The organism is Flammeovirga sp. AWQ4_249 (assembly GCF_056161045.1).
The window spans coordinates 195,232-219,146 of record NZ_JBSWYJ010000001.1 but is presented as its reverse complement, the minus strand read 5'-3'; the positions used below and the strand labels follow the sequence as shown (position 1 = coordinate 219,146).

The following is a 23,915-nucleotide window of genomic DNA, read 5'->3' as shown; positions in this document are numbered from 1 at the left end:
CACCCTATTGTCATTATTAGACGTTTATTTATATGTAAACATTATTAAATTAAGCAACTATTGGTATGACAACAATATTTTATATTATCGTATTTCTATGTTTAGTGTATGGTACTATATCCCTATTTCCTAACCTCCAGAAGAATTATAGCTTCTTAAATCCTAAAGTTGGATTTGCATCTATAGGCACAGCTATCTTTTTATTTATTATGTCCAATGCAATCATGTGGGCTGAACCTGGGTATCAGTATTTTGTAACTTATCCAAATGGAAAAAAAGCTGCAATTATGAGTGAAGGTTATCATTTCACTTGGTTTGGCAAAGTTCAAGCATGGAGTAAATACATTGATATCACAACTGAAGATGTAGATGACGATGATAACTCTTCAATGAAACCTATTCCGATACGTTTTATTGATCAAGTTACAGCCTTAGGGTACCCTTCAGTTCGTGTACAAATGCCTACTACAGAAGAGGCTTTTATTGATGTAGCTGTAAAGTTCAGATCGCAAGAAAATCTGGTCGCGATGACATTGATCCCTACGATTAGAGAGCAATTAGTCAACACCGCATATATGTATGCAGCACAAGATTACATCTCTGGTGACGCACAATCTTTCCGTCAAACTTTTGAAGAGCAACTAAAAGATGGTTCTTATGAAGTAAGAAAAATAGAGATTGCGGATACTTTATTTGATCAATCAATTCAACAAGCGAAAAGGGAAATTAAAGAAATCCGTAAAAAGTACCTTGTGGAAAGAGTGGAAGATGAAGCAGGAAGATTTAGACGTATTCCTAATGAAATTTCAGAAAATAATATCTTGATTTCACAGGTTGTACTACCTTCCATCGACATGGAATCATCATTCAAAAAACGTCTGGAATCTCAAAGAGATGAATCAGCAAAGCGTCAATTGGAAATCCAAAGAATTGAAACTGCCAAAGCTGCTCAATCCAGAATTGTTGCCGAAGGTGAAAGAGACAAGGCTGAAGAAAGGGTAAAAAGAGAAAAAGAACAAGTTTCTAGTTTGATTGCGATTGAAACACAATTAAAGCAAGAGGAAACAAACAAAGAGTTGGCAAAAATAAAATTTGAAACGGCTCAATTAGAGGCGAAACGTGAAAAAGTAATTGCCGAAACTAAAGCGTATGCTAACAAACAGTTGGTTGCTTCTGGTTTAACTCCAGAACAAAAATCACTTTGGGAATACCGTAAGGATTCAGTGAAATGGGCAAACATCAGTAAGATCAAACTTCCTGAGCAATATTTCTCTGGTCAAAGCAATGGCAAAGGTGGCGATTTATTATCGACTATTATCGCTGGACAAATTGCTTCTTCTAAAGTGAAATAACTTTTACCTAAAGATGTGTAAGTGGCTCCCAAGTTAGAGGTTCAAATCAACCTCTCTTGGGGGCTTTTTGGCTTCTAAGAAAGGCTCATACATCATGATTGCATGGTTTTCAACAAGAAGTTCTTCTGAAATGAGTTTTCCCTCCTTTGAGGACTTCACCTTAAACAATTGATTGTGGCGAGTATATCCTCCCCAATTTTGTCTTTTGATTTGATGACTTTGTTCTTCAATGATTACCTTCCCATTCATTGGTTGTGTTGCCGTTAGGGTTCCATTTAAATATTTATCATCTAACCATAAATGAATTCTAAACGTTTGTTCAGTTGTATTTTTGATTTGTAAATCAATATGATTGTACGATAAAGTTGCTCCAGAACCAAAAGGTACACTTCTATTGACATCAGGGAAAACATCAAACCCATGTCTGTATCTTTCAGTAATTGTTAAGTCGGAATGAGCACACATCCAAAATAATAGATTACCCAACTGACATAATCCTCCACCAGTATCTTTAGCAACTGTACCTTGTCGAAGTACCAAACCATCAATATACCCTTTTCGTTTTGAGGGTCTACCTACTAATTTCCAAAATGAAAAAGTTTCTCCTGGTGCTATCGTAATACCATTGAGTTGACCAACTGCCAATCTTAAATTTGTTCTTTTGTTTTCCTGCAAATACATTTCTACCCCTGCCAATGGGCGTAAAATAATCGATTTATGCTCTTTTATGACAAATGGCAACTTCTCCTCTATTCTCTTTTTGGAAAATGTATTTCGATATACAAACCACTGCCATTTTCTTTTTAGGATATAAAATTCTTTCCCTAAAAACTGACGAAGTTTATTTCTTTTTATAGGTTCTGGTATATTCATCTAATTAAATATGGGTTTCTCCAGTTATCAAAATAATTCAATTCTTTCATCAGCTGAGGTTTAATATTCAGCCAATCTTTTTCTTTTACTAACACATACTCTGAAGTAACTTTTTGGATAATAAATTCTTCCATAATAGATAGGAAACCTACTCTATTATTTACTCCTATGTATACCAATCGAAATGTATCCTCAGTAACCTCTCCTTCCTCAATTCCCCATGGTAAAACATCAATCCCTACTTGATAAGAAATGTATTCTGCTAAAGACTTGTGAGAAATCAATAATTCAGCATCAACTAAATGTTGTTTATTTTGAATTGCGTTAGCGATATACGCATATTTCAAATAAGGAGGATCATGTAATTTTGGAGAATAAGTTGAGTACGAAAAAGCACCTAAAACTAAAGCAAAAAACACTAAAAATGACGCTTTCAACTTCTTGATTTCTAATAACAATAAAGGGCTTGTAATACCAAAAACTAGCCAAAATCGAAAAGAAAATTCCATCACTCCCCACTTTAAAAAAGGTAAGGATAAAATACTTAACGTAATTAATAAACTGTACTGTGACGCTTTTAATATTTGAGGTTTATATATTCCATAAATCAAAAATAGAATAAAGAGTAAGCTCGCCCCTATTCCATAAAAAATCCAAGAAGTATTGATTACTTCTTTATGTGATTCATAAAAAGAAATAAACGGTAGTTGAATGGTTTCTGAAAATTGAGAAGGTAATAAATATTTTACTAAAAAATAAGAAATAAATGGAAGTACAAATAAGCTTACACTTAATAAATATGTTGCTCTTTTAGATATTAAGGTATAAAATAAAAAAGATGTTCCGTAAATAATTGCTAATCCAAAAATTAGTTTATGTGCTAATCCACAGATTACAAAACTAATGATTCCTGTTAGTATATTTTTCTTCTCTAAGGCTATGATCAATAACAATAAAGCATTTAACCCTATTAAATTCTTTGTAAACTGAGCCGTAAAATAAATCAATTGTGGATTAACCATCACCAAAGCAGCAATTCCTAGACTAACACAAGTATTCTTTGTTTTTATTTTTGCTAACGTAAATACTAAACTGATAAAAGATGAATAGGCCACTAAAGATACAAGTTTATAGGCCAATACATAATCATCAACGAAATATTGAAATGCAATCAATAAAGGGTAGATAATATTAATACGTGGAGAATGAAGTTCTCCGATTTCAAACCAACTTTTGATCTGAAGCATATAAAAATAACTATCCCAACCAGGGGCATATCTACTTTGAAAAAGGATGTGAATTGCTATAAAAACACTAATTGCTATCAACAATGTCAATAGCAATAGTGTATCATTTTTCTTTAAAAAAGTGATCATTTTTAAAATTCAATTTCTCCAACTAACTTCTGTCCCTTCAGTCCTACTGGAGTGATCGTTACATAATCTTGGAAAATCTTCAAAGTATAATTGGTCACTTCTCCTTTATATAAATCTGAATAATCTAAAGGTTGATATTTTCTACCAAAAACACGAATAATAATTTTACCATCTTCCACTTTCTTTAATTCCCAACTACCATCTGCAATGATTTGAGTGGTACTTTCTTCCCAATAAGGATCCTCATTTTCATCTACTTCTTCTACTTGTTCTTCAATATACTCTGATTCAACATCATACAGCACAAAAGTATTATTTGCCCTCAAAGTAAATGAAATTGATTGATAGACCGTCTTTTCTATATTACCTTCCCTACTTTTGTCTGTATGATCATCACTCAACATTTTATTCAGTATTTTTTTAAAATAAGGAGCATTTACTGCTAGGTTTTTTTCTACTTTCTTTTGTTCAAAACCTGTATAAATAGAATAGGAAACCCCTTTTGTTAAAAATAGTATTTCACTAATCACTAAATCTTGGTACTTCTTACCAGCAAAACCTGAAACAATTTCTAATTCAAAGGTTTTTCCTTTGATAGTGCCCTCTAAATCTATCAATTGCGGATCATACAACTGTTCAAGAGTATACGTTTTCATTGCTTCACCCTTTATACCAAATTTAAAAGCTTTCAATGAGCCATTTGCTGAAAAATGCTCTTTTGATCTTTGATACCCATTCCAAATTTTCAATTGGTCAATAGTGATTTCCTCTTCAAGAGAAAAAGTGATTTTTTGCCCTATTCCTAAACCATTTACAGCTTCAGACCATGCCATATCTTTATGTCCATCTACTAAATTATTGGGTGAGTAAGCAACCTCGGGCTTTAGTGAAGAACTTGCAGAAACACTCCCTTTTGTGAAAATAGGGGCAACAACCGTATATTTTTCTTCATCAGCATTCATAAATTCAATCTCTGAAATCAGATAATAGTCTCCCCAATTTCCACCATTGATTTGAATAAATAAGTTAGTAATTTCCCTATCAATCACATCAAAGACAGGACTTCCATCACAAAACATAGAATATCTTTCGGTAACCTCACCATCTTTATCGTATAAATTGATTTCATATAGATAAGTAGGTTGATCGAAAGTAATCATTATCCCCTCATTTGTTGTGGAACCATCGGGAGTTCTCCAATACGTTGTTGTATCACCATCAAAACAATTAAGAATTGAATATTGATCTTGGGGAATATTTGTTGATGTAGCGTATACATTTTGTATCACCACTTGTTCGTTTGTTATTTTTTTAGTCGCATTTGCCGAGTTTATTGATAATATCAAAATAATAAATGCGATGAAATAAGAGTAGTTTGCTTGCATTAGTTTTAAGTATTTAATGTAATGCTAAATATAACATTTTATTCGATAACCCATCAACTCAACTCTGAATTGTAAATTCTCAAGATTAAATAGATTTCCACGTAAAATATTGAATTTATCAAGTTTAAAATGGGTTAAAATGGTGAACCTTATCTTCTTTCATCATGAGTACATCTACCATTTCTTCAAACTGGTTCACTTTGGGACAATATCCCCTAGAACCTAAAACGCTTACAGATATAATCCTTGAAAAAAAAGAACCTTCTGATGGTGGTCTTACAATTTATAAAGGAACTACTATTATGCCCATTTCACTATCACGTATCGCCTTTACTTTAGAAGATATTGAAACTAGAAAAAAATGGGTAGCTAGACTATCTGAACATTCTTTGATTGAGAAAAGTCGTGATGGAATGGAATACACCACCTATGAACATTACGATATGCTATGGCCAGTAAGTGATCGTGATTACGTAGTACATCAACAATGGAAAATACTTGATGATAGCCCAATGCCTGCCATTTCACTTGAGTGCCATTCTATTGAAAACGGTATTTTCCCCATTCAAACAGATAGAGTAAGAGGAGATTTACAACACTTACAATACACCTTAGAATTTGCTGGACAAAACAAAACCAATATCAGTGTTGAAATTCAGGTTGATCCCAAAGGCAATCTCCCTTCTTTTTTTGCAAATATCATTCAAAAAAATTGGCCCATCAACACCTTAAAAGCCATATATAAAGAAGCTAAAAAAACAGGGGCAGAACATCAGATGATTAAAAGTCTTTTAAAGATATAAACTAAAAACCTCTACAGAAATAATCTGTAGAGGTTTTCTTATTTTAATGTTGACCTACATAAAACTCAATCGTTTTTTTCGTCTTGTTACCTAAATTATCATAAGCAACTACTTTAATTTTATAATGTTGGTCTTTCTTTAAATGTTCTTTTTCTGAAATATCAAGGTTTGATCCACTTGAATACAATTGCATCTCACCACCGTTAATTGAATATTGAATTTCTTTCGTACCTACATGTGTATCGGTTGCACCTAAATAAACTTTCGTAAAAGCTGGGTATACATCAAATTCTCCGTGTTTACCAATTGGTTCAATACTCATATTGGCATGTACTTCTGGACCTTCATTATCAACAAAGAATTTTACTTCATTTTCTGATTCTTCATTGTTTACATTATCAATAGCTCGGAAAATTAAAGTTTGATCACCATCCTCACGTACTGTAAAGGCACCACTATATGTTTTATCACTTTCACCGTTCACAGCAAAGAAAGTATCTTTTACTTTAGAGTGTGAATCCAATGAAGTCAATTTAATCTGCGTTTTCGAAGTAATAAATAATGTATCTCTATGTTCAAATTGCTCACCAATAAACTCATAAGCTGACGATGGTGGTACATTATCCATAAATAAAACCTCTGTACCTTCTACTGTTTTCACTGTAGTCATATTATTTACATTATCTGAAGCTTTATAACTAATATGGTGTTCACCCAATTCATTCTTTAAAGAAAATGCTGAACCAGTATAAGGAGAATAATTCGCTCCACCATTTGGACTATATAACACTTGCTTTACACCTGCTTTATTATCACTTGATGCAATTTCAAAAGTAGTTCTTGGAGAAATATAACGGATATGATCATTTACATATTGATCACCAATAATTGTATGCGAAATCTCTGGAGCAATTTTATCAACATAAAACGTAAGTGTTTTTTCTACCTCTTCATTATCCACCATATCAAAAGCTTTATAATGAATCTCATGTTCACCATCCTTTAAATCTTTCACTGAAATAGGTTGGTAAGTATACTCTTGGAATGCACTATTATCATAACTAAATTCAATATGATCAACACCTGACATTTCATCTTCACTTTGTAATCTTACAGTTGCATTAGGAGAAACAATATTTTCATTATAAACAAGACCTTTCCAATTCGCCATTGAATTAGGAGACGTTAAATCAATTTTAAATGTAGAAGTACGTACTTCTTCAGGGTTACCTACATTATCCGCAGAATAGTAGTATACAATATGTTGACCTTCCTCAGCAAGACTTACTGAATAATTATATTCGTGGAAATTTTCACCATCTAAAGAGTAATAGATATTTTTCACACCAGAATAGGTATCATTAGCCACTAAGTGCATCATTAAATTTTTACCATAAAAAGCTTCTACGCCATTATCATGTAGACGTGTGCCATCAAATGAAATCTTTGATACAGGTGCTTTACTATCAGCAATCACCTCATATTTCACTTCTCTTTTAGGTAAAATATATTCTTTCGTTTCTGGGTCTACTGCCCATTTTGATCTAATATAGTTGGGTCCTTCAGTATCAAGGTATAATGCTTCATTAGGATTAACTTCCTCCGATTCATTTAATGAATATCTTTCCGCACTAGCATCTTGTGATGTCGAAAAACTTAAAAATAAGGGTAATGATTTATTTACATATGTACCTGAATTATCAACATAAACGCTTTTTTCATGATCTAAACGCTGAGGGGCATTATTAATTGCCATTAATTCGGGAGTAGTAGTTTCTTCTTCTATTGTTAAATCTGAACTCGTATTAATTGTAGTAGGTGTTTGAGCTAAGACTGGAATTGCAAATAAGCTGTATAATAAGCCGGGTAATAGTATTCTTTGTATCATCTTTCTAAAAATTAGGTTTCTGTAATGTTGGTTAATAATACATAATATTAAGATAAAAGGTTACACTAAACCATTGATTTACAACATACTACTTTACATTCTATTTTATTAACAATCCTACAAATTAAGTCAGAATCAAAGTTTTACCTATCAAAAAGTGCAATTGGAAGGCTATTTATTACATCGAAAAAAAATTAAAGTTTTTTCACATTTGAGAATTCAATTCAATAGTTCATCTCTTATTTCTTACTTAACTTCACTAAAAACCAACAAAAAAGAGTCTATTCCTTCTCCAAATTGAAAGAATAGACTCTTTATATCTATATGATTGGCTATTATGCTTTATTATTCTTTACCATCCACATAGTTTTGTAAGTAGCTAAACTTCTCTGTCAGTTTCTTATTATGTGTAATTGTTGCTCCTTCTACGATTCCTTTTGGTGTCACAAAAAGATCTTCCAATACATTATCAATCATTTGACGACCAAATGCTTCAGAAGCATCTCTTGGTAATTCGTTGGGTAAATTATCCACCGCCATGACTGTTATATTATTGTCACTAGAAAATGCAGCTTCGTCATTACCTGTCTCAGGATTATAATCATATATAGGATCAGCAATAGTAGAAGGACGTTTTGTACTTGGGATTGAACCTTCAATATCACAAGTTACGTCTGCAATAACTTCAATTTTGAAGTTCTCCTTCTTTGCATCTTCTTTTGTAAATAAAACTGGAGCAGCTGGATGCCAGAATGCACCTGCAACTAATAGGTTTGAAACGGGTAAGAAATCAGCAAAGGTAGAATTATAATCTGCTGGATGTTCAAAGAAGTCTTTGATTTCAAATGGACTACCATCTTTTTTCTCATGATAATCTTTTGATCTCAACTGAACGAAAACAGGTGAATCAAATGACTCATTTAGGTAATCTTCTTTACTTACTTTTTTGATCCCTGCTGCTAATAACGTTTCTACAGCTCCATTAGAAACTCTACCGCTACCAGTTAGAACAATTTTGAAATCACTTGGAAGTTTCACCTTTTTACACTCAATCCACAATTCATTTAGATCATGACATAAGTGTGCTGGTTTTAAATCATATGCTTTATGACGCTTACCGTAAGCTAATAAACCATTATAAGCTCCAACCAAACCTGCAAATCTACCGAATGCAATAACTCTCGCTCCATCCTCTTTTACCAATACTTCATAATCAACGATATCAATATTTTTTTCAAGAATTGCTCTTAAAAGTTCTCTATTATAAGGTTGTTTTTTAATGGTATGAGAAAAGAAGAAGTATTTTTTATTTGGAATCAATTCAGGAATTGGAACTTCTTTAATTCCTAAAAGAATATCACAATCATCTACATTATCTACAACAGCAATGCCTGCTTCCTGATATTCTTCATCAGTATAACAACGGATTGGACTTTTTTGAACATAAATCTCAACTTCTGGATATTTTTCTAAAACTTCCTCACATTGAGCAGGAGTTAAAGCTACTCTTTTATCTTCAGGTACTTTTCCTTCTTTGATGATTCCAACTTTCATAATGTGTTCTAAATAAATGTTTTAATTTATGGTTGTATGAATAATAATCAGTCTCTGTTGAAAGCTAATTCTATTAGTTATTCTTTCTAATTAAGACCATTTTGAGGTTATCAACGCGAAGATGAGAAAATTTAATGATGAAGAAAAGAATAAAGAAAATGAATGAAAAAAATAGCGAGATTAATGCAATGTTTTAATGTTCGTTAAGATCCTAAATCTCAGGAATATATTTATCAACATATCCTTGTAAGCCTATTTTAGTACCAAATTCTGTTGGTGTAAACTTCCATCCTTCATCTTCACGAATTAATCGAGCAAATTCAACTTCTGTATCATCTCCAAAATCAGCATCTAAATCATAATGAAGAATTTCATTGTTTGTTTCTAAATTCACTACACGGATGTAGGCTTCTTCTAAATTACCGAAGTTATGTCTCCTATTTTTCGCTTCATAAATACTTACAACAAAAATCAATTCTTTAACCACAGGTGAAATATATGGTAAGTTTAAAAGGATTTCTTCATCATCTCCCACACTATCACCAATTCTATTATCACCTCTATGCTTTACCATTCCATCAGGTGATTCTAGGTTATTATAAAAAACAAAATATTCGTCACTTGGCAACTTCCCGTCTTCACCTAACATAAAAACAGAAGCATCTAAGTCCAACTGACCACCCTTTCTTACTTCCCAACCTAAGCCAATTTTAATTTTATTGAGCTTCTGATCTGCAAGTTCTTTAAGCTTAACTCCTTTTCCCTTTTTTACAATATTAGTTGCCATATCTTTTTCCTGTTATTTCACAGTAAACTTTCCTATTTTGCAATTAACAATACATCAGAAAACAAATCATATTGTTTTCGATACATCACTATTACTTTTTTAGGTTACAAAAAGATAGCCAATTCAAATAAACACAACAACACATGATTAGCTTTTGGGAAAAAGAAAGCTTTACTAAATATGATTTCATTGTTATAGGCAGTGGAATTGTAGGGCTAACAACAGCAATAGAATACAAAGAAGCCTATCCAAATCAACGTGTATTAGTCATTGAAAAAGGAACTCTTCCTACTGGAGCTAGTACAAAAAATGCTGGTTTTGCTTGTTTTGGAAGTTTAACGGAAATCTGCGATGATCTTCAAACTTCAACAGAAGATGAGGTTTTATCTGTGGTAGAAAAGCGTTACAGAGGTCTTCTAAAACTAAGGAAAAGATTAGGTGATAAAAATTTCGAATTTGAGCAATTAGGAGGATATGAATTGATCACTGATTCTCAAAAAGAGTATTTAGAAAGAACTGAAGAAATCAATAAATTACTCTCTCCTATTTTCAATGCAGAAGTATTTTCATTACAAGATGAAAAGGTTAATGCTTTCGGCTTTTCTAAACAGCATGTCCAACATTTATTATATAATCAATTTGAAGGGCAAATCCATACAGGAAAAATGATGCAAGGTCTTCTTACAGTAGCGAGAAGTTTAAATATTGAATTTGTAACAGGAACCGAGGTTGTCAATTTTATAGATGATGAAACACAAGTCATTGTCAATTGTAAAAATTTAAGTGATAAAATAGATTTTTACGCAGACAGAATTAGTATTTGTGTCAATGGTTTTGCACATAAATTATTACCTCAATTAGAAGTAAAGCCTGGTAGAGGTCAAGTGATTATTACAAATGAGCTTGAAAAAGTCCCTTTCCAAGGAACATTTCATATGGATAGAGGTTACTACTATTTTAGAAATACAGGGAATAGAATCTTGATTGGTGGTGGAAGAAACTTAGATTATTATGGAGAAACCACAACAGATATTCGGACTACTCCTAAAATTACAGATCATTTAAAACATTTACTGAAAGAAGTAATCCTTCCAAATACACCACATCACATAGACATGAAATGGGCAGGTATTATGGCTTTTGGAGAACAAAAATCTCCTATCGTTAAATTACTCTCAGATAGAATAGCCATCGGTGTTCGTATGGGAGGCATGGGTGTAGCTATTGGCTCAGAAGTGGGCATTGAGTTAAAAACAATCCTTGATTAGTCTTTGTTTAATGATAAAGATCACCAAAAAGGAATACATTATTCAAAAATAAGGTGCATATTGCGGTGATTTTTAAAAGAAAGATATTCTAAACTTCAAAGAAATTTTAATAATATCATGAGTTTACTACTAGTTCATAGAATTCTAGTTTCCTTATTCCTCTTAATTTACCTAGTAAAAGCTATTGTAATGTTTTTGGGTAAAGAGAAATTTGAAAAATTTGCGAAAGTAATCAAAGTACCAGAAATGATTGTCTCGTTTCTATTCTTAGCAACGGGTATTTATTTACTGACAGTAATTCCTGTATATACAAATGCACTTACTATTAAATTTGTTTTAGTTGCCGCTTCTATTCCATTAGCAGTTATCGCAACTAAAAAATTCAACAAAATCTTAATGATTCTTTCTGTTGTATGTTTAGTAATGGCCTATGGTATGGCTGAAATGCAAAGAGCTGCCGCTAAAAAGCAATTAACAGGTCAAACTGAATCTGTTGAAACTACTTCTGATGTCTCTTTAACAGGTAAGGAACTTTTCACTAAGAAATGTTCACAATGTCACGGTACTAATGGTGATGCTCAAAGAAGTAATTCTCCGAAATTATCAGAAAGTACGCTAGATGAAGCAGGAATCCACAATATTGTAAGAAATGGTAAAGGAATAATGTTCTCTTTTAATGAAAAAGATCTTTCAGATGAAGAGTTGAAAGCCGTTTCAACGTATGTTTTGTCATTAAGAAAGTAAATTTCTATTGTAAACTTAATTGGGATTAAGTATCTTTGTGACAACATCACGAAAAAGCATCTAGAAGGGAGCGAATTTAGCTCCCTTTTTTGTTTGCTTTTTTTTAGATGACCTCTAGAATTTTATTTATATTAGGCTGGATTTTAAGGCATTAGTATTAAAAAAATTCTATGAAAAAGTAAAAGATGAAGAATATCATTTTTAACTATTCTAAATTTTTAAAATTTTATACAGTAAAGTTGTATGGATTTAAGTGCACAAATTAAAGGAATCGTAGAATCTCACTTAGAAGATGATTCTTTATATGTAGTGAAGGTAGAAGTAAAACCTGGTCGTCGCATGAAGGTTATGATTATCCTTGATGGTGACAATGGTGTTACAATTGAAGCAGTAACAAAAATATCTAGAAGTGTTGGTCATGAAATAGATGAAAAAGATCTAATCAAAGATGAATACAACTTTGAGGTAACTTCTGCAGGTGTAGGTGAACCTTTAGAAATGCACAGACAATACAACAAGAATGTAGGCAGAAAAATCACCGTAACAAGAAGTAATGAAACCAAATTTACTGGTACATTAAAAGAAGTTACAGAAGAAGAGGTCATTATTGATGCTGAAATCAAAGAAAAAGGAAAAAAGAAAGTTGAAATTAAAGAAATGAAAATTCCTTTCAGCGACATCAAAAGTACTGTAGTAGAAGTATCATTTAAATAGTTTTCAACCTAAATCGAATAAAATTAAACAGTTGCAGATATGAATAGCATGGAACTCATCGAATCGTTTAAGGAATTTGCCAAAATGAAAGGCATTGACCGTCCTACTATGATCAAAATCTTAGAGGATGTTTTCAAAACAATGATTCGTAAGCAATATGGTGATGACGCTACATTTGATGTAATTATCAACGTAGATGCAGGTGATTTGGAAATTTGGCGCTACCGTCAAATTGTTGCTGATGACGCAGAAGAATTTGATCCACAAACTCAAATTCACTTAACTGATGCGAAAAAAATCGAGGAAGACTTCGAAGAAGATGAAGAAGTAGCAGAAGCTGTAGAAATCGACTTCTTTGGTAGAAGAATGGTACAGACTGCTCGTCAAACATTAATTCAAAAAGTAAAAGACCTTGAGAAGAAGGTTCTTTTTGATCAATATAAAGAGCGTGTTGGTGAACTTATCATGGGTGAGGTTTACCAAACATTAGGTAGAGAATTAATCATCATTGACCAAGATAACAATGAGCTTTCTTTACCAAGAAATGAAATGATCTCTAAAGATCGTTATAGAAAAGGTGATCATATTCGTGCAGTAATCGATCGCGTAGAAATGAACAACAACAACCCTAAAATTGTTCTTTCACGTACTTCTCCATTGTTCTTACGTTTATTATTCGAACAAGAAGTACCAGAAATTTTTGACGGTTTAATCGCTATCAAAAATATCGTTCGTGAGCCAGGTGAAAGAGCAAAAGTTTCTGTTGAATCATTTGATGAGCGTGTTGACCCTGTAGGTGCTTGTGTAGGTATGAGAGGATCACGTATCCATTCTATCGTACGTGAATTACAAAATGAAAACATTGATGTAATTAACTACACTGACAACTTAGACTTAATGATCAGACGTTCATTAAGCCCTGCACATATCAATACTGTAAAAGTAAACGAAGATGAAAAACGTGTAGAAGTAGTTCTACCAAAAGATCAAGTTTCTTTAGCAATTGGTAAAGGTGGCCAAAATATCAAATTAGCATCTATGCTAGTAGGATATGAAATCGATGTATTCAGAGAGCTACAAGAGCATGAGGTTGAAGATTTCGATATTGATTTGATGGAATTCAATGATGTATTTGATGATTGGATGCTAATGGAATTGAAAAACATTGGTTTAGATACAGCAAAAGCAGTATTAGATCATGAAGTAGAGGAATTAGTAAGAAGAACTGACCTTGAAGAGGAAATGATTCTTGCTATCATGCATACATTAAGAAAAGAATTCGAAGAAGATCAAGCTCCTCAAGGTGGTGATCAAAATGATGATGACGACTTTGAAGTTGACTATAGCGACGATGTTCTAGAAGAAGATATTGCAGAGGTTACAAATACTGCAGCTCAACATAAAGCGGAAGACAGCGGAAGCCCTTCTTTAGATGAATTCAAAAACGATATCGAAGAGTGGATTATCGATGAATTCAAGAAAGTTGGTCTTATCACAAAAGACGACGTTTTATCTATTTCTAAAGATCAAGTAATTGAAAAAACTGATCTTGAAGAAGAGACTGTTGACGAAGTAATTGCAGCAATCTCTAAATAACTAATCCTTATTTTAGGATAGTAGGAGAGTACTACAAAAAGAGGAGTTTACGACATTGTATTCTCCTCTTTATAGTTTTATTGACTAACCTCTCTACAAATAATTGTAAACATTCCTTCATTTTTGTACATAAAATGACGGAATAACAATAATAAGTGCAAAAAGGTGGTGATCATCTGCAATTAAATTTAAGATTTAAAAAACAAACTTATATCTTTGCACTTTAGGAGTATTCATGTGTTTCGGTTTGTCATGAAACAACTCCTTTGTTTTAAACAATTAGTTTATAAAAATTTAAAGGCGAAAGCTTTGAAGTTAATTGCTGTGAAGCAATAATTACAAAAGTATTACGAACAGGATTATATGGCAGATCAAAAGATGATCAGAATCGGCCAAGCGGCCAAGAAATTAAACGTTGGACACTCAACGATAATCGACCAATTGAAGAAGAAGAATATCAAGATTGATTCTCCTTCTCCTAATGGTAAGATTACTGTAGAGCAGTTTGAAATGCTTAAAAAAATGAATGCAAAATCAATGCAGGAAAAAGAAGAAGCATCTCAAATCTCTATTTCGTCTCAAGTAGGCAATACAGTTATTGAGTCTAAGAAAAAGAAAGGACCAAAGAAAGAAGAGAAAGAAGACGATCATCTGATTATCAAAAATTCTGCTGCCGAGAGAAATACTGACAGTAAAGAAGATAAAAACGTTCAGTCTAAAGCTGAACCAGAAACATATAGCGGTCGTCCAGGTCTGAAAGTCGTTGGGAAAATTGATCTTAATGACAATAAAAAGAAGGAAGACCAACCAAAGAAACAAAAAGACACACCTAAGCCTGAGGCTAAAAAGCCTGAAGCTCCTAAAAAGGAAGCTCCTAAGGCAGAGGTAAAAGAAAAAGCTGCAGCACCTTCTAAAGTTGAAAAACCAGCAAACGAGAAGAAGGAGCCAAAGAAAGAGGTGAAAAAGACTGCTCAGAATGAGCCAAAAACTACCTCAGCAGAACCAACAAAAGCTCAAGAGAAAAAACCTGAGCAATCATCTCAAGAAGTGAAGAAGAAAGAAAACAAATCTTCGCAGCCTCAAAATGTTGAGAAAGCGAATAAACCTGCTACCCCTAGCAGTGAACAAAAACCATCCACGGATAGTGCACCTGAAGGTGGTGCTGTTGATTCAACTATCAATGCTAAGGCTGATGAATTAAAAGGTCTTACGGTTGTGGGTAAAGTAGATCTTTCGTCATTTGAAAATAGACGTAAGAAAAAACCAAAACCAGTTGCCTCTTCTGACGATAAAGGTGGTCAGAAAAAACGTAAGAGAAAACGCGTTCCTGTAGGAAACTCTGAAAATCCACAAGGCAGACAAGGTGGCCAAGGTGGTAACAGAGGCCAAGGCGGTAACAGAAACCAAGGCGGTCAAGGTGGTAACAGAAACCAAGGTGGCCAAGGCGGTAACAAAAACCAAGGCGGTCAAGGTGGTAACAGAAACCAAGGTGGACAAGGCGGTAACAGAAACCAAGGCGGTCAAGGTGGTAACAGAAACCAAGGTGGCCAAGGCGGTAACAGAAACCAAGGCGGTCAAGGTGGTAACAGAAACCAAGGCGGACAAGGCCAAGGTAATAAGCCAGGAGAAAAAACATTCCGTAATGCTGATGCTACTCCACAAAGAGGTCAAAGCGGCAAAGGAAACAATAAGAAGAAAAAAGGTAAAGTATCAGAGAAGGATATCCAATCTGGAATGAAGAAAGCTAACCAACAGCTTAATCAATCTGGATTCAAATCTACTCGTGGTAAACATAAACAAGCCAAAAAGAATAAGCGTGAGGCGGAAAACGAAGCACGTTTACAAAGAGAGGCTGCAGAATCGCATATCATTACAGTTACAGAGTTCATTTCTACAAGTGAGCTAGCAACTATGATGGATATCCCAGTAAGTGATATCATCATGACATGTATGAATAATGGTATGTTCATCTCAATCAACCAACGTCTTGATAAAGAGACAATCGAGTTGATTACTACAGAATATAACTTCGAAGCTAAATTTACTTCAGCTGAAGAGGAAGTTGATGCTCCTCTTGAGAAAGAAGATAAGCCAGAAGATTTAGTAGAAAGAGCTCCTATCGTTACAATCATGGGTCACGTTGACCACGGTAAAACGTCATTACTTGACTATATCCGTGATGCTAACGTAGCTGATGGTGAAGCAGGTGGTATTACACAGCATATCGGTGCATACGATGTAACTACAAAAACAGGTAAGAAAATCGCTTTCTTAGATACACCTGGTCACGAAGCCTTTACTGCCATGCGTGCTCGTGGTGCTAAAGTGACTGACGTTGCAATTATCGTAGTTGCTGCCGATGATCAAGTGATGCCTCAAACAAAAGAAGCAATCAACCATGCATTATCAGCTGAAGTACCAATCGTAATCGCGATTAACAAGGTAGATAAGCCAAATGCGAACGTAGATAATATTAAAACTCAACTTTCAGCATTGAATATCCTTGTTGAAGATTGGGGTGGTAAATACCAAGCATTCGAAATCTCTGCCAAGTTTGGTCAAGGTATCGAAGAACTATTAGAAGGTGTACTTCTTGAAGCGGAAGTATTAGAATTAAAAGCTAATCCTAATAAGAACGCAGTAGGTACTGTAGTAGAAGCATCACTTGACAAAGGTCGTGGTTACTTAGCTACTGTATTAGTTCAAGCTGGTACTATGAAAGTTGGTGATGTAATGCTAGCTGGTGGTTACTATGGTAAAGTGAAAGCAATGCTTGATCATAGAGGACACAGAGTAAAAGAAGCAGGTCCATCAACGCCAGTTCAGGTATTAGGTCTTTCAGGAGCGCCTCAAGCAGGTGATAAACTGAATGTTCTTGATACAGAACGTGAAGCAAGAGAGATTGCGAACAAGCGTGAACAGTTATCACGTGAGCAAAGTTTAAGAGCTTCTCAACGTCCTAACTTAGACCTATTCAAGCGTCTTGCTCAAGGTGAGTTACAACAATTGAACTTGATCATCAAAGGTGACGTGGATGGTTCAGTGGAAGCATTATCAGATTCATTACTGAAACTTTCTAACGATGAGGTAGAAGTAAGAATTATTCATAAAGGTGTAGGCGCCCTTACTGAGTCAGATATCTTATTAGCAGCTGCAGATAAGGAGAACCCTACCATGATTATTGGTTTCCAAGTTCGTCCTACTCCAAATGCAAGAAAGCTTGCTGAAAACGAAGGTATTGATATTCGTCATTACTCAGTAATCTATAACGCTATTGACGATGTTAAAGCGGCTATGGAAGGTCTTCTTGAGCCAGAAATGGAAGAGAAAATCGTGGGTAACGTTGAGGTACGTGAAGTATTCAAAATCTCTAAAGTGGGTACAGTTGCCGGTTGTTACGTTACAGATGGTTACATCAAGCGTAACTCTAAAATCCGCTTAATCCGTGATGGCGTTGTTATCTACGGTGGTACTGACGGTGGTGAAATTGGAGCACTTAAGCGTTTCAAAGACGATGTAAACGAAGTGAAATTCGGTTACGAATGTGGTTTGAGTATTACAAACTACAACGATATCAAAGAAGGTGACGTTGTTGAAGCATTCGAAATCACTGAAACAAAACGTAAATTGAAATAATAGTTTAAGCAATTAAACTTTACAATATACCAAAGGGTTAGAAGTCAAATTCTAACCCTTTTTTTATTTCTTAATCCTACTTCAAAACCTTATGGGTGAACAATTGTTTGTCATTATATAAAAGATTAAAAACCATATAACAACTATATATCATGGCAAAGCCAAATCGAGAACTTATCCTAAAACTCAGGGAAGCTGCATCCAATATAGCTTCTGGAGCAGATTACAATTGGGGACATGTAGGTAAATGTAATTGTGGTCACCTAGTACAAGCGATTACTCCATTGAATTCGAGTCAAATTTACAAAACGGCACAAATTCAAAAATTGGACGAATGGTCTGAATTTGCCAATGATTATTGTCCTGCTAGTGGTTTACCAGTTGATACCATGATAGATACTTTAATCGCTGCAGGTTTAGAAATAGATGACATATCAGAATTAGAACATCTATCCAATAGAAAAATATTAAAAGAACTTCCTGGCGGTTTTAGATACCTTGAAAAAGGTAATAAAGAACATGCAGTTATCTATATGAACACATGGGCAACCCTCATGGAAAATGAAATATAGTAAAACCCATTTATAAATTGTCTAAATCAATATTAGAGTTTAATTTTTGATCAAACAAAAAACACTCACGTTTTGCGTGAGTGTTTTTTTAGTTTAGCTTACAAAGCTGAATTTAGATCTTAACTAAACGTAAAGTATGATTTTTACGGTTAGAATAAGCTCTTACGATATAAGTCCCTTTATATAAATTTGGAAGAATAACTTCATTATTCGTTAACTCAATAATTGAATATAATTTTCTTCCTTGTAGGTCGAAAATTTCAACTTTATGGAATATATCTCCGAATAATTTCAATGTTTGCCCTTCAGAAATTGGATTTGGATATAGATAAATAGGTGTTGATAAGAAACGATCAACAGAAAGCGGTATATCATCTATACATCCACAATTTTGATCATTTGTCAATTGTTCTTCTACAATTTCTTCTTTTGAAAAGGATATTGTACCTATTTGAAAACCTCCTCTTTTAGGAGTAGAAAATATTCCATAATTTACATACATTCTTACTCCTGCTACTTCTGACAACTCAATCTTAGAATTATCAAATTGATGAGATATCGTCCAAACGTTACAATCATCTTTTAATTCTGTGTAATTTCTCTCTAGAAAATCTCCTGATAAAACATTTCCATTTATATCAATCAGATCAAAGCGGAGCATTTCAGGTGCTAATGAATTACCAAACTTTAAATTTACAGTAAAAGAATTATGTGAAGATAAGTCATAGATATTATCAAAATAATAATTTACTCTAGGATTCGATGAAGGATCTTCTACATCAAAATTTACACAGGCTAATGAGTCATCCGAAGATAGATCAATCTGAAAAATATTATTTTCATCAACTTCCCAATTAATCTGACTTTCAGAATTTAATGCATTAAAATAAATTTGATCTTGTGATGGTATACCTTCATTAATACTAAAGTCAAAAGTAGATGAATAAACTGCACACTGACCTGTAATCGAAGCTTTTATACTTGAAGTGTTAATTTCATCTCCAAATTGAACTGTAATTTCATTTGTATCTTCACCATTAATAATTTCAGCACCTTCAGGTATTGTCCAAGATACTTCACCAATTGCACCTTTTGCTGTAAATTTTGCAGTACCTAACTTTTGAACTACACTTGGTCCTGAAATAGTAATTTCAGGAGTTACATTTTGATATACGCGTACATAATCAATTTCCATGCTCGTAGGTAACTTAGTGTCATCAGTAGGGCCTCCTACTCCTCCCCAATTACCTCCCATTGCAATATTTAGCAATAAATGGAATCGTTTATCAAAAGGCCATTCTTTGTAAGATCCTTGCTTACCAAAAACAAAGTATTCTGTTTCATCAAGTGAGACTCTAATTTTATCTTCAGTCCATTCCAATTTATAGGTATGAAAGACATTTGATACGTCCGCATCCGTAATACTTTTCCCTACTTGTGTGCCAATAGAGTGATTGAAGGCTTCTGTATGAACGGTAGCATGGACAACATTTTGGTCATATCCAACATGTTCCATGATGTCTATCTCTCCTGAAGCAGGCCAACCTCCATATTCCCAATCTGTAGGTAACATCCATATGGCAGGCCAAGTACCTTGTCCAGTAGGCAGTTTTGCTCTCACTTCAATTTTACCATATAACCAATCCCCTTTATTTTTAGAAACTACTCTCGCTGAAGTATATTGTTTACCGCCAAAGTTTTCTTTTCTAGCTGTAATTTTCAATTTCCCTCCTGACACTTGAGCGTTTTCTAAACGGTCTGTATAATATTGATCTTCATTATTTCCCCAACCATTACCACCAATATCATATCCCCATTTATCAGGGTTTGGAGCTCCATTATAATCAAATTCATCAGACCAAACTAACTCGTAGCATTCTTCTTGAGCCCATGATGAAATAGAAAAGATAAGAAAGATGAAAAAAAGTAAGTAGTGTTTCATAGCTCATTCAGTTTATTTTGTTTTTGATAAACTCGTACATAATCAATATATAAAGTTTGGGGCCATATTTCAGTATCAATTCCTTTTTCTCCTCCCCACATTCCTCCTACTGCAAGGTTTAATAAAAGATGAAATTTTTGATCAAAAGGCCACTCTTTATAAGTTTTGTGTTCATTTTTAAACCTAAAATATTCTACTCCATCAACAGAAACTGCATAGTATTCAGGAGTCCATTCCAACATATAATCATGAAACTTCTCTTCTGCATCTATAACTTTTATGTTTTCTGTTTTATTTGTTTTAATAGAATGATTATAGGCTTTTGTATGTGCAGAGCCATAGATCAATGATTTTTCATAACCTACATGCTCCATAATATCTATTTCTCCTGAAGAAGGCCATCCTCCGTACTTCCAATCTGTTGGTAGCATCCAAATTGCAGGCCATGTTCCTCTTCCAGAAGGTAGTTTTGCATTAATAACAAATTTACCATACAACCAATCACCTTTATTTTTTGAGATTATCCTCGCTGAAGTATATTCAAATTCTTCTTTCGATAGAGTATCAAAATAATCTTCTTTGATGGCTGTAATCTGAAGACTACCATTTTTCACAAATGCATTTTTGGGTAATTTCGAAGTATAAGCCTGTGCTTCATCGTTTCCCCATTTCCATTTGTTTCCTTCAATATCATAACTCCATTTGGTAGAATCTGGCAATCCTACATAATTGAATTCATCTTGCCAAACAAGTTCATAGTTATCTGACTCTTCACTAATTACTTGATTATGAACAGTAGTAGTAGAACAAGCATTGAAGATAAATAGAGCGTAAATAATTAATAACCTTTTCAATTTCAAAAAATAAAAGTGATAAAAATTAGACTAAAAAAGTCTATATGAACTCAAAAATTCAATAGACTTTATTTGAAGAGAAGTATTAATTTTATGAATAAAAGGAAGCCTATTCTCAGTATAGACTTCCCTTGTTTATTTCCTAGTTCTCGTAATAATTCTTTTCAAATTCAACAGTTTTACTGACATTCAAAGTAGTTGATTGATCACCAATCATAATTCTGAATTCACCTTTTTCAACTGTCCATTTTAAATTTTCTCCAACAAAAGCAAGGTCTTTACCATTTAATCTAAATTGAACTACTTTAGATTCTCCTGGCTTAAGATTGACTTTCTCAAATCTTCTTAATCTCTTATTGTCAGGAGTAATTGAAGCATAGATATCTTTAGTAAATAACTGTACTACTTCTTTTCCTTCAACTTTACCAGTATTTTTAATATTTACAGATACAGTAAAGTCACTATAAGCAGAGATTTCATTAGATGAAACTTTTAATTCAGAGTATTCAAAATCTGTATAACTTAAACCAAATCCAAACGGATATTGGAATGGTAATGATGAATTATAATCATACATTCCTTCCATTTTCTCTGAAGCCTCAGATGGCTTATGATCATATGTTCCTAATGCATTTGGATACATTGGATATGAGTAAGGTAGTTTACCACTAGGGTTAATATCACCTGCTAAGATATCCGCTAATGCATCACCTCCAAAGTTACCTGGCAAGAATGTCTGAACAACTGCTTGCATGTCTCCTTCAAATTGAGAGATCAAACGAGGTCTTCCTTCATTTAAAATCAATACGACAGGCTTACCTGTTTTTGCTAATGCTTCAGCCAATTTTCTTTGATTTTGAGAAATATATAGATCGTGTAAATTTCCAGGAGTTTCTGTATACGTATTTTCTCCTAAACAAAGTAACACTACATCTACATTTTCTGAAGCTTTTACAGCTGCATCAATATCAATATGTTGTTCTTCAAAGTATTGACCATCATTTTTGTATTCTACTCCTGAAGCAAATGACACATTTTCTTTACCGAATTTATTCTGAACTGCTTCTAAGATTGTATTGTAGTCTTGAGCAAATTCTTCAACTTTTTCACCCTGCCATGAATACGTCCATCCTCCATTTAAGGTACGCATTGAATTTGCATTTGGTCCAGTCACTAAAATTTTTGAGCCTTGTTTTAAAGGTAAAATTTCATTGCTGTTTTTTAATAAAGTGATAGACTCAGAAGCAGCATTATAAGCCATTTTTTCATGCTCTTCACTACCAAAGTTAGGGTAAGCTCCTTTTTCAGGGTAAGGAGTTTCAAATAACCCCAATTCCATTTTTACTTTTAGAATTCTTCTTACTGCATCATTGATTCTTGACATCGGCACTTCACCCTCGTTGACAAGTTCAACTAACATTTCAGAAAAATTAAAATTGTAAGGAACCATTGACATATCGATGCCTGCATTAATAGATTTTTTTACTGCTTCCTTATGCGTTGCTGCTACTTTATCACGATTGTGTAAGTTTTCAATATCAGCCCAATCTGTTACTACAAGACCTTCAAAACCCAATTCTTCTTTTAATAATTGTGTCAAAAGTTTATAACTTGAATGAACTGGAACACCATTAATAATACCAGAGTTGATCATAATAGTGTGTGCTCCTGCATCTATTGCTGCTTTATATGATGGTAAATAATGCTCACGTAATTCTATTTCTGGTAAGTAAGAAGGAGTTCTATCTTTTCCAGATCTTTCACTTCCATAACCTAAAAAGTGTTTGATACATGCTGCAACTTTAGTTTTATCTGAAAGATCATTATTTACACCTTCATAACCGTCAATTGCTGCAATACCCATTTGAGAAGTTAAGTAAACATCCTCACCATAAGTTTCCCAAATTCTTGGCCAGGCTGGATTACGTCCCATATCCAACACTGGAGAAAAATCCCATGGAATAGAACTTGCTCTTGTTTCATAAGCTGTAACAGCTGCACCTTGTCTATTTAATTCTGGATTCCAAGTAGCAGCCATTCCTATTTGTTGAGGAAAAAAGGTTGCTCCTGCAGTATAAGTTGTGCCATGTATTGCATCTACACCATACAATACTGGGACACCAATTTCTTTCATTGCTACTTTTTGGATCTGAGAAATCATCTCATTCCATTTTTCTGTGGTTCTAGCTTTATTGTTAGCAGTATTTAGAATAGATCCTACCTTGTATTTTACAATGGCTTCTTTTAGCTTTTTTTTATCTACTTTAACAGGCTCATAAGAAGAAAATTTATCATTCCCCTCTGTAATTAAATCTAAAGTAACTTGAGTCATTTGACCCACTTTTTCTTCTAAAGAAAGTTGCTCAAGTATTTTCTCTACTTTTTCTTCTATTGAAAGAGCACTATGAACAATCATTTCGATTTCCTTACCCTTATTTTCATTTACAGGATTATTTAAGTCTGGAGCATTAAAACCGTATAATACAGAACATAATGCAAGACTTGCTACACCTTTCACCCAATTATTTTTCATTGTTTGTTCAATTAAAGTTAGTATAACTAATGAGATAT

General features: G+C 33.5%; 16 protein-coding genes and 1 pseudogene. 8 read left to right on the top strand and 9 right to left on the bottom strand.

The annotated features are described in order from the left end of the window. Window positions 1-65 precede the first annotated feature (65 nt). On the top strand, window positions 66-1,352 hold the full coding sequence (locus ACXAHM_RS00845) for a hypothetical protein (RefSeq protein WP_474958491.1): 1,287 nt from the start codon (window positions 66-68) through the stop codon (window positions 1,350-1,352). Window positions 1,353-1,385: 33 nt separating this feature from the next. Here ACXAHM_RS00845 and ACXAHM_RS00840 read toward each other — a convergent pair whose 3' ends face one another. From ACXAHM_RS00840 to ACXAHM_RS00830, 3 genes are read right to left on the bottom strand one after another with little or no spacing between them, the layout of a single operon-like run. Then, window positions 1,386-2,225: a VanW family protein gene (locus ACXAHM_RS00840; RefSeq protein ID WP_474958490.1), complete on the bottom strand. Its 840-nt coding sequence runs from the start codon at window positions 2,223-2,225 to the stop codon at window positions 1,386-1,388. Continuing rightward, the gene (locus ACXAHM_RS00835) at window positions 2,222-3,601 is read right to left on the bottom strand and encodes a hypothetical protein (RefSeq protein ID WP_474958489.1); all 1,380 of its coding nucleotides are present in this window, start codon (window positions 3,599-3,601) and stop codon (window positions 2,222-2,224) included. Before ACXAHM_RS00835 ends, ACXAHM_RS00840 begins: the two co-directional genes overlap by 4 nt. A 2-nt stretch (window positions 3,602-3,603) precedes the next feature. Then, window positions 3,604-4,986 (bottom strand): NADase-type glycan-binding domain-containing protein, encoded by a 1,383-nt coding sequence (locus ACXAHM_RS00830; RefSeq protein WP_474958488.1) that lies wholly within the window; start codon window positions 4,984-4,986, stop codon window positions 3,604-3,606. Window positions 4,987-5,150: 164 nt separating this feature from the next. Between ACXAHM_RS00830 and ACXAHM_RS00825 the strand changes: the two genes are divergently transcribed. Next, complete coding sequence (locus ACXAHM_RS00825) at window positions 5,151-5,789, top strand: START domain-containing protein (RefSeq protein WP_474958487.1); 639 nt, start codon at window positions 5,151-5,153, stop codon at window positions 5,787-5,789. Window positions 5,790-5,832: 43 nt separating this feature from the next. On the opposite strand, the gene ACXAHM_RS00820 is transcribed toward ACXAHM_RS00825, so the two are convergent. The 3 genes from ACXAHM_RS00820 to ACXAHM_RS00810 all read right to left on the bottom strand — a co-directional run bounded on the left by ACXAHM_RS00820 (window position 5,833) and on the right by ACXAHM_RS00810 (window position 10,018). Then, window positions 5,833-7,677 carry an OmpL47-type beta-barrel domain-containing protein gene (locus ACXAHM_RS00820; protein WP_474958486.1) on the bottom strand — a complete coding sequence of 615 codons (1,845 nt, stop codon included), beginning with the start codon at window positions 7,675-7,677 and terminating at the stop codon, window positions 5,833-5,835. Between the two features lie 345 nt (window positions 7,678-8,022). Beyond that, window positions 8,023-9,231 (bottom strand): NAD(P)-dependent oxidoreductase, encoded by a 1,209-nt coding sequence (locus ACXAHM_RS00815; RefSeq protein WP_474958485.1) that lies wholly within the window; start codon window positions 9,229-9,231, stop codon window positions 8,023-8,025. A 211-nt stretch (window positions 9,232-9,442) separates the two neighbouring features. Beyond that, window positions 9,443-10,018: a TerD family protein gene (locus tag ACXAHM_RS00810; protein ID WP_474958484.1), complete on the bottom strand. Its 576-nt coding sequence runs from the start codon at window positions 10,016-10,018 to the stop codon at window positions 9,443-9,445. A 143-nt stretch (window positions 10,019-10,161) separates the two neighbouring features. On the opposite strand from ACXAHM_RS00810, the gene ACXAHM_RS00805 reads away from it, so the two are divergent. The 6 genes and pseudogenes from ACXAHM_RS00805 (at window position 10,162) to ACXAHM_RS00780 (ending at window position 18,548) form a co-directional block, all read left to right on the top strand. After that, entirely contained in the window at window positions 10,162-11,286 is a 1,125-nt protein-coding gene (locus ACXAHM_RS00805) for an NAD(P)/FAD-dependent oxidoreductase (RefSeq protein WP_474958483.1), read from the top strand. 117 nt (window positions 11,287-11,403) lie between these two features. Then, window positions 11,404-12,030 carry a c-type cytochrome gene (locus ACXAHM_RS00800; protein ID WP_474958482.1) on the top strand — a complete coding sequence of 209 codons (627 nt, stop codon included), beginning with the start codon at window positions 11,404-11,406 and terminating at the stop codon, window positions 12,028-12,030. Between the two features lie 243 nt (window positions 12,031-12,273). Beyond that, a complete protein-coding gene (locus tag ACXAHM_RS00795) occupies window positions 12,274-12,744 on the top strand; it encodes a ribosome maturation factor RimP (RefSeq protein ID WP_474958481.1) in 471 nt (156 codons plus the stop codon). Between the two features lie 39 nt (window positions 12,745-12,783). Further along, window positions 12,784-14,028 (top strand): annotated as a pseudogene (nusA, locus tag ACXAHM_RS00790) (transcription termination factor NusA); the annotation flags it as partial. Between the two features lie 675 nt (window positions 14,029-14,703). Then, window positions 14,704-17,976, top strand: coding sequence for a translation initiation factor IF-2 (gene infB, locus ACXAHM_RS00785; protein WP_474958480.1), 3,273 nt, complete (start codon window positions 14,704-14,706; stop codon window positions 17,974-17,976). Between the two features lie 152 nt (window positions 17,977-18,128). Beyond that, entirely contained in the window at window positions 18,129-18,548 is a 420-nt protein-coding gene (locus ACXAHM_RS00780; protein ID WP_474958479.1) for a hypothetical protein, read from the top strand. 112 nt (window positions 18,549-18,660) lie between these two features. Here ACXAHM_RS00780 and ACXAHM_RS00775 read toward each other — a convergent pair whose 3' ends face one another. The 3 genes from ACXAHM_RS00775 to ACXAHM_RS00765 all read right to left on the bottom strand — a co-directional run bounded on the left by ACXAHM_RS00775 (window position 18,661) and on the right by ACXAHM_RS00765 (window position 23,877). Then, a complete protein-coding gene (locus ACXAHM_RS00775; RefSeq protein ID WP_474958478.1) occupies window positions 18,661-20,490 on the bottom strand; it encodes a family 16 glycosylhydrolase in 1,830 nt (609 codons plus the stop codon). Beyond that, on the bottom strand, window positions 20,487-21,344 hold the full coding sequence (locus ACXAHM_RS00770) for a glycoside hydrolase family 16 protein (protein ID WP_474958477.1): 858 nt from the start codon (window positions 21,342-21,344) through the stop codon (window positions 20,487-20,489). The genes ACXAHM_RS00775 and ACXAHM_RS00770 overlap by 4 nt, the downstream gene beginning before the upstream one ends. Window positions 21,345-21,486: 142 nt before the next feature. Beyond that, window positions 21,487-23,877 carry a glycoside hydrolase family 3 N-terminal domain-containing protein gene (locus ACXAHM_RS00765; protein ID WP_474958476.1) on the bottom strand — a complete coding sequence of 797 codons (2,391 nt, stop codon included), beginning with the start codon at window positions 23,875-23,877 and terminating at the stop codon, window positions 21,487-21,489. Between the last annotated feature and the right edge of the window lie 38 nt (window positions 23,878-23,915).